The sequence below is a fragment of the Oleiphilus sp. HI0086 genome (assembly GCF_001635225.1).
Window position 1 is genome coordinate 1 of sequence record NZ_LWFZ01000474.1, and the last position, 7,321, is coordinate 7,321.

8 protein-coding genes and 1 tRNA gene are annotated in these 7,321 nt (G+C 44.8%); 4 read left to right on the forward strand and 5 right to left on the reverse strand.

The features are described 5' to 3' along the window. Nucleotides 1-44: 44 nt before the first annotated feature. The 3 genes from A3756_RS05830 to A3756_RS05840 form a co-directional block, all read right to left on the reverse strand. Nucleotides 45-120: transfer RNA gene (locus A3756_RS05830), tRNA-Val, on the reverse strand. A gap of 197 nt (nt 121-317) precedes the next feature. Continuing rightward, complete coding sequence (locus A3756_RS05835) at nt 318-1,598, reverse strand: DUF2846 domain-containing protein (RefSeq protein ID WP_156490301.1); 1,281 nt, start codon at nt 1,596-1,598, stop codon at nt 318-320. A 160-nt stretch (nt 1,599-1,758) separates the two neighbouring features. After that, a complete protein-coding gene (locus A3756_RS05840) occupies nt 1,759-2,685 on the reverse strand; it encodes a hypothetical protein (RefSeq protein WP_068506828.1) in 927 nt (308 codons plus the stop codon). Between the two features lie 253 nt (nt 2,686-2,938). Between A3756_RS05840 and purE the strand changes: the two genes are divergently transcribed. Then, nucleotides 2,939-3,427, forward strand: coding sequence for a 5-(carboxyamino)imidazole ribonucleotide mutase (gene purE, locus A3756_RS05845; RefSeq protein ID WP_068506833.1), 489 nt, complete (start codon nt 2,939-2,941; stop codon nt 3,425-3,427). Nucleotides 3,428-3,430: 3 nt separating this feature from the next. Next, entirely contained in the window at nt 3,431-4,564 is a 1,134-nt protein-coding gene (locus A3756_RS05850) for a 5-(carboxyamino)imidazole ribonucleotide synthase (RefSeq protein WP_068553054.1), read from the forward strand. Nucleotides 4,565-4,604: 40 nt separating this feature from the next. Here the strand turns inward: A3756_RS05850 and A3756_RS05855 are convergent, their stop codons facing one another. Both A3756_RS05855 and A3756_RS05860 read right to left on the reverse strand, forming a co-directional pair. Beyond that, on the reverse strand, nt 4,605-4,910 hold the full coding sequence (locus tag A3756_RS05855; RefSeq protein WP_068511619.1) for a hypothetical protein: 306 nt from the start codon (nt 4,908-4,910) through the stop codon (nt 4,605-4,607). A 30-nt stretch (nt 4,911-4,940) separates the two neighbouring features. Continuing rightward, a complete protein-coding gene (locus A3756_RS05860; RefSeq protein WP_068511616.1) occupies nt 4,941-5,186 on the reverse strand; it encodes a hypothetical protein in 246 nt (81 codons plus the stop codon). Nucleotides 5,187-5,393: 207 nt separating this feature from the next. Here A3756_RS05860 and mnmA point away from each other — a divergent pair, with 207 nt between their 5' ends. Beyond that, nucleotides 5,394-6,518, forward strand: a complete 1,125-nt coding sequence (mnmA, locus tag A3756_RS05865) for a tRNA 2-thiouridine(34) synthase MnmA (protein ID WP_068511612.1) — start codon at nt 5,394-5,396, stop codon at nt 6,516-6,518. 78 nt (nt 6,519-6,596) lie between these two features. Continuing rightward, the gene (gene hflD, locus A3756_RS05870) at nt 6,597-7,226 is read left to right on the forward strand and encodes a high frequency lysogenization protein HflD (protein ID WP_068511610.1); all 630 of its coding nucleotides are present in this window, start codon (nt 6,597-6,599) and stop codon (nt 7,224-7,226) included. Nucleotides 7,227-7,321: the final 95 nt, after the last annotated feature.

Here is a 7,321-nt window from a genome sequence, read left to right on the forward strand (position 1 = left end):
TCCGCAACAAACTTTACATTTCAATTTCAAATCTAAAAAAGATTTGGTGGGTGGTACAGGGATCGAACCTGTGACCCTCGCCTTGTAAGGGCGATGCTCTCCCAGCTGAGCTAACCACCCAACTCAATTGAGATGCGTATCTTAATGATTTCTTAGAAGCTGTCAATTAGAAATCAGCTTTTTTTTGCATAAATATGCAATTAATTTTCACAAGTCTCATATCTAGAAAAAACGTGAGGAAAAATCAAACAAACAGTTTAATTTTCAACCGATTAAATTAGATACTCCACCCATTTTTAGCGACTTTGCAGCCAGCCCTAATTCAAAGACTGACGAATCAGGTCCACATTCTCGCGCCGCTGCTCACTCATTTCTTTTTGTTCAGGCTCAGGCTCTTCTTTAGATTCGAGCTGAAAGTAAGCATACCACGGTTCACCATCATCGACCATTTCCTCCTCTCGAGGCACTGGAGCCGGCGCTATATTACCTGCTCTCGCTGCTCTTTCGAGACGATCTAACTCCAACTCTTCATTCAAGGTCAATTGAATTTTCGGCTCACGCCAAGGAGCCAACCAGTTTCGCCTTATTTTTCGCTTATCATCAATAGCGGCTAGATATTCATCAACATCATCCGCAAGCAGGTACAACTCCTGCTCCAAGGTTAAAGGCTTATCTCGTCGTAACTCCCGATACAAATCACTAGGCAGATAGAAAATCGGGAAGCCCCACATAAAGTTATTCGACCACGGCCAAATCACGGTAAACCAACCGTATTCTTGCATTGTGCCATCAAGTACCTCCTGAGCCTTATCAGCGTCAGTCGGGTGCCAAAACGAATGCGTCAAATAGCGAGTCTTGGGCATTTCCTTCATCGCCATTTCCCTTTCAACCAACTGCACATCGGCTGTTGCCATTTCATCTTCCGGCTCTATTAAAGAGTGCCTAATTTCAGGGAGCGACACCTCAGAATGTCGAATATAGGTAATCGACCCAGCGTCCAGATTCATACCAATATCAGCCTGTAAGTTAAGATCAAAAGCCATCATCACTTTATCATCGAAAGCTTCGAAACCAAATAACGGCATCAAGCTCTTGCGCACAGTAAAGTCATAACTTCCTGCTGGCAGCTCAACATAAGTGTAACTACCGGCACGAAGGTTAAAGATAATTTCGTCATTAATATAATAACTAGGTGCTTCCAGCTCTTCAGAGGCCCACTGACTGTTCGGCCGATAGAAGTAAACTAGTGCATTGGCTTCTTTATCCCACTCAGTATCATCGAGTTCCTTGAACATTTCGCCATCAGTATTGGGAAAATAGTAAGAACCCAGGTTTCGACCTGTCGACCAATAAATAGATGGATACCAACCTCTACCCTGCTTATGGAAAGGCTTCGAATAGGGCGCAGTAGTATCCGCCTTCACCTGACCAGAACTCAAAGCCAGCGGAAAAATCGCGCAGGCAAGCACAATAGAAAGCGCATAATAAAGAAAGGAGCGGGATGGTTTGCCCACAACGCTCTTTAATGATTGCTTAACCTCAGCAACGCGACCCAAGCTCACAGAGTAAGCGCTTCGTTGGCAAGTTTTGAAACTCACAATACCGTCCAATGTATCGTTTCCTATAGATGTACAGCTTTATATTTATTCGAGCAGCAAGACTAGCTACCCATCACAATCAGGCGGACAGTTTAACAGCTAGTTAATCTAATTTTTGCGATCTACCGCATGTCATCGAGAATCCGAATACCTGTAAAGACTATCTCACCCCGGGATTTGCACTAGAAGAAGACAATTTACCCAAGCTCGCCTCCAAATCAATGACTCTTTTTATAAGCTGGCGGCGACTTTCATCTATCGACAGCAAGCTTTCCTGGTTTTCTAATTGAACTTTGGCGCTATCACTCATACGAGCCTGTAGCGCAGCAATACGTTTTTCAAACTCTTGAGTACTCGAATCGAAAGTGCTCAATTTTTCATTAAACTGCGTCAAAAACTCTTCTCGTTCAGCTCGAGTAATTGACAACTCCCCTGACAACGAAGCTATACGACCATCTAATACTGACATCCCTTTATCAGAGTCCGCTTTCAATGCTGATAATGAAACCTCATGAGTAGCTAAAGATTTTTGACTCTCGGCAAGCTTTTTCGTTAGCGCTTCTATTTTCTTTTCATGACCTTGAATAGTTTTACGATTCCTATCATAAGACACACCCCACAGCTTTCGAACCTCCGACTCCAGAAAAGCCATTTTCTTCTCTGCAGATGTGCCGGTTTGCATTAGTTCAGCACCCGTTTCACTAACCTCCCCTTCCAAACGAGCCAACAACAACTTGCTTTGCCCTATAAATTCGTCAGCACTAGACAAGCGCTCCTCTAAACCGACTACCGTTTGGGATTGCTGCCAATATAAGTATGATAAGCCCCCCAAAGCCAGAAGCATTAACAGCAACAGAGAAACGACTAAAGGTGAAGCAGATGATTGAGAGGCTGCAACCGGGGCGCGCACCTCGGACGAACGCACAGCATTTACTGTAGAGCTAGAGCCTGAACCGGCCTTTCCTACTTGCTGTTTTTTGTTGCCGATATCATCTCTTTTGCCTGCCGATGCCTTAGCAGATTTATTCTTATTCTTTCGACTATTATAAAGATCCAGATCATCTCGGTCCGGCCGCAAGCTATCCATTAAATTTCCTCTGCACTAATCATCTCAGGTATCTGTACGCTTAAATTCCAACTACCGCCGGGTTACCATGCACCAGCCAGTCAAAAGCAGATTCTAGCGCCTGCGCGCACCTTTGTCCTCCAATAAAACAATTCTATTTGCATGAAACCTGATGAATCACTACTATATGCGGTCTTTTTTTATCCAGACACTAATTCTCTGGGTAATCACGTGCCTTGGCATCAAGGCCAGACAGTTAGTGAGAGGTGACAAGATGCAGCCAGTAGTTGGGATAATCATGGGTTCAAAGTCGGACTGGCCGACAATGGAACACGCGGCCAACATGCTAGACGAGTTAGGTGTAGCCTACGAAGTTAAGGTCGTTTCTGCACATCGCACCCCTGACCTCTTATTCAACTATGCCAAAACAGCTGAAGAGCGCGGCATTCAAGTTATAATTGGTGGCGCTGGTGGCGCAGCACACTTACCTGGAATGGCTGCCTCACAAACCAATCTACCTGTGTTTGGCGTACCTGTTCAATCTAAAGCATTAAACGGCCTCGACTCCCTTCTATCTATTGCACAAATGCCTGGCGGAATCGCTGTTGGTACACTGGCTATTGGTGTCGCCGGGGCAAAGAATGCAGGTCTACTTGCAGGCCAGGTGATCGCATTGCATGATGACAAAGTCAAAGCTGCTCTCAATAAGTTCCGCCAGACGCAAACAGAAACAGTATTAAGCCAACCAGATCCACGAGGCTAGGCAATGAAGAAAATTGGTGTACTGGGCGCTGGGCAACTAGGCCGAATGCTCGCTTTGGCGGGATACCCTCTGGAGCTGGACTTTCACTTTTATGATACGTCCGGTTCTCCTAGCGTTGGACTTGGAGACATTACTATCGACACCGAGGCCAAGCTCGACAATCCGGCCTTAGCGGACTTCCTGAATGACGTTGATGTCGTCACTTATGAATTTGAGCACCTTCCAGCGCAACTAACACAATACATCGAAAGTAAAAGTACACTTTATCCCCCCTCAAAGTCTATTGAAGTCTGTCAAAATAGAGCTGAGGAAAAGGCACTATTTACCAAACTTGGAATTCCCACTCCTGCCTACCATATCGTCAACTCCCTTGAAGAGTTAAAAGCGGCTGTCGAAAAACTAGGTTGCCCAATCGTCACCAAGACAACGCGAGAAGGCTATGACGGAAAAGGCCAGTTCGTTATTCGTCAAGCAGAACAATGCGAAGCAGCATGGCAGGCTATTGGCGAAGGTAAAAATGGCACAAACACACTTATTGCAGAAGCATTCGTAAACTTTTCTCGAGAGCTGTCAATTATCGCTGTACGCTCAGCTGATGACAGCATGAAAGTCTACCCACTAGCAGAAAACGACCACCACGAAGGCATTCTGCGCTATTCCATCGCACCTGCAGCTAAGGTCGCGGACGATATAAATGCTCAAGCAAATCAATATATTAAAGAGTTAATGCATGAGCTAGGGCATGTCGGCATTTTAACACTGGAATTATTTGAAACAGAAAACGGCTTAGTCGCTAATGAAATGGCACCTCGAGTCCATAACTCTGGGCACTGGAGCATTGAAGGCGCACATTGCAGTCAGTTTGAAAACCATTTGCGTGCTGTCAGCGGCCTACCTTTAGGTTGCACCGAAGCGCAAAAGCTCACCTGCATGATCAATATTATTGGTGAAAAAGGTGATACCGGGAGTATCTTGTCACTTCCTTACGCCAACCTTCATTTGTACGGAAAAGAAGAACGCGAAGGACGCAAACTAGGGCACGTGACTGTGCAAGCAGATAGCCACGAAGAACTTGCCTGGCGAGTAAAGAATGTTGCGAGTTTTTTGCCTGGAAGCCCTGAATTCAAACATAGTTAAACCGATTCAAAGGCAGAAACCCCAAAAGCAGCTTGAGACACTAGAAAAACTCAAGCTCGCTTTCTTCAAACCAGTCTTCTTCCTCCAAACCCTCACTAACTTCCGCAAATATCATTTCTTTATTGGTCTGTTTTATTAATAAACGACAGACAATCGGCAAGTCATGAATCTGTGCCAATAGGTGGCTATCCACCAAGAAAAGCCTCTCATGGACTTCGTAATCAACAGGTGCGTCCAGCTCTAACAGCTCATCCTGACACAATTTAGGCAAGCCCATTCTGAGAATACAGTGATGAAGCAGCAACTGGTTTTTCAAGTCTCCCAAAAAGCGATTAGCTAGCTCCATACACCAATTTTCCTGGTACTGCACAATTGTTTAATTTTGCGCTTCAATACTAGGCATTGTTTCCCTGAGAAAAGCTCCAGAAACACTTAAATACATTAAGATAGAAAGATCTTCAGAACTAGCCTCAATGGATACAGAAACAAAGCCATCAAGAGTAGATAACCTTTGTAGGTCATTATCAGTCTTTTTAATATAAGCACCTAAATTATCAAACTGTTTTGCACTAGCACGCTCAAACAACTCCAAAATTCGTGGCACAACTTGCACACTGCTCATTGATATTCCCTCAAGACTCTCTGATCACTTCATTATTCCCCAGTACCGTTACTATACAAAGTATAGACAGCAAACTAAATACTCCACCGAACATCTAGTAGCATAAAGGAGGCACTACCAAGTATAAAGGCAACAAGGTAGAATGCACTTTCTTCCAAACAAACTAACAAACTTACTTCAGCAGCTCACCGCTAGTATATCCACCTTATGATACAAAATAGCTCTTCCCTACCCTCTTCTGTTGACCCAAGCCAAACACGCGTAATCGTTGGCATGTCAGGCGGTGTTGACTCTTCCGTTTCAGCACTACTCCTAAAACAGCAAGGCTTTCTTGTCGAAGGCCTGTTTATGAAAAACTGGGACGAGGACGACGGCACAGAATACTGTACCGCAATCGAAGACCTGAATGATGCCCAAGCTGTATGTGACAAGCTAGGTATTAAGCTTCATACCGCTAACTTTGCCGCTGAATATTGGGACAGAGTCTTCGAGCACTTTTTGGTTGAGTATCGCTCTGGGCGAACTCCCAACCCTGACATCCTGTGTAACAAGGAAATCAAATTCAAAGCCTTTCTCGATTATGCGAGTACCTTAGGGGCAGATTACATTGCGACAGGCCATTACGTGAGACGCGCTGACGATAATGGGCAAACCTTGCTATTAAAGGGGCTCGATAACAACAAAGATCAAAGCTACTTTCTACATGCTGTCAACCAAAGCAAATTAGCGAAAACCCTGTTTCCGGTTGGTGAATTGGAAAAGCCAGCTGTAAGAAAGCTTGCCGAAGAACATGATTTAATCACACATAACAAGAAAGATAGTACCGGCATATGTTTTATCGGAGAGCGAAAGTTCTCTGACTTTCTAAAGCAATACATCCCTGCGCAACCGGGTGATATTGAAACTGACAAGGGCGATATCATCGGCCGACACAATGGGCTTATGTACCACACTATTGGGCAGCGCCAAGGCTTAGGAATTGGTGGGCTCAGCGGCTATGACGAATCACCTTGGTATGTTGCACAAAAAGACCTTGATCGTAACGTATTAATCGTTGTTCAAGGCAGCAAGCACCCCCTTCTATACAGCAGCCAACTACAGACTCTCGAAACTGACTGGATCAACAAAGCTCCAAGTGAGTACCCTTTCCACTGCAAAGCTAAGGTGCGCTACCGCCAAGCTGATCAGGACTGCATTATTGAAAGTAACGACAATGGATGCTTAAGCGTATTCTTTGGGCAGCCTCAGCGCGCGGTCACACCCGGCCAATCGATTGCCTTCTATCTTGAAGATCAATGCCTCGGTGGCGCGATTATTGAAACAACGGAATAGACAGCTAAAACACTAGAAAGCTGAATTCCAAGACATGCTCAGCAATCATCAGCAAAGTAATTTTAAACAGTGAACTCTATGAACAAGACTCAACAACAAATACTTGCCCTAGCAGGGTTATTCCAGGCAATGTCAGCCGCTGACGACATTGCACAGAGCGGACAATGCAATCCTCAACACCTGGAAACTGCCTTAAATAGTCTGTTTATCACAAACCCGGATACCACACTATCGGTCTTTGGTGACCTTGCCAAACTTGAGAAAGGCCTTGAAGTCGTTCATGACCTACTTGCCAAAACTAATACTAAGGGGCACGTACTGCCCGTGCGCTACGCTCTTGCAGTCCTCCACCTTGAGAGAAAACTCAATAAAGATAAAGAAATGCTAGATGCACTTAGCCGGAAACTTGAGAGGGCACAACAGCAAGTAGAGCATTTTGGCCTGCTTCACGAAAATGTCATTGGCAGTCTCGCTGAGATTTACATGCAAACCATCAGCACCTTTTCATTGCGTGTACAGGTATCTGGCCATGAACGCCACTTGACCGTCGATCTGAACGCAGCAAAAATCCGCTGCCTGCTTCTCTCAGGCGTAAGGGCTGCAAACTTATGGCGACAACTCTCTGGCCATCGTTGGCACTTTATCTTTAAACGACGCGCGTTAGCAAATGAGTGCGAAAAACTATTAAGCCAAAGCAGAGCAAGCTAGCTGCTACATAATTATATCTGAAAACTATTACAGATCTCCTTCAATTATTGATTAAATCCAGTAACTTGCATGAGAGAGACTTTGAATCTATATTA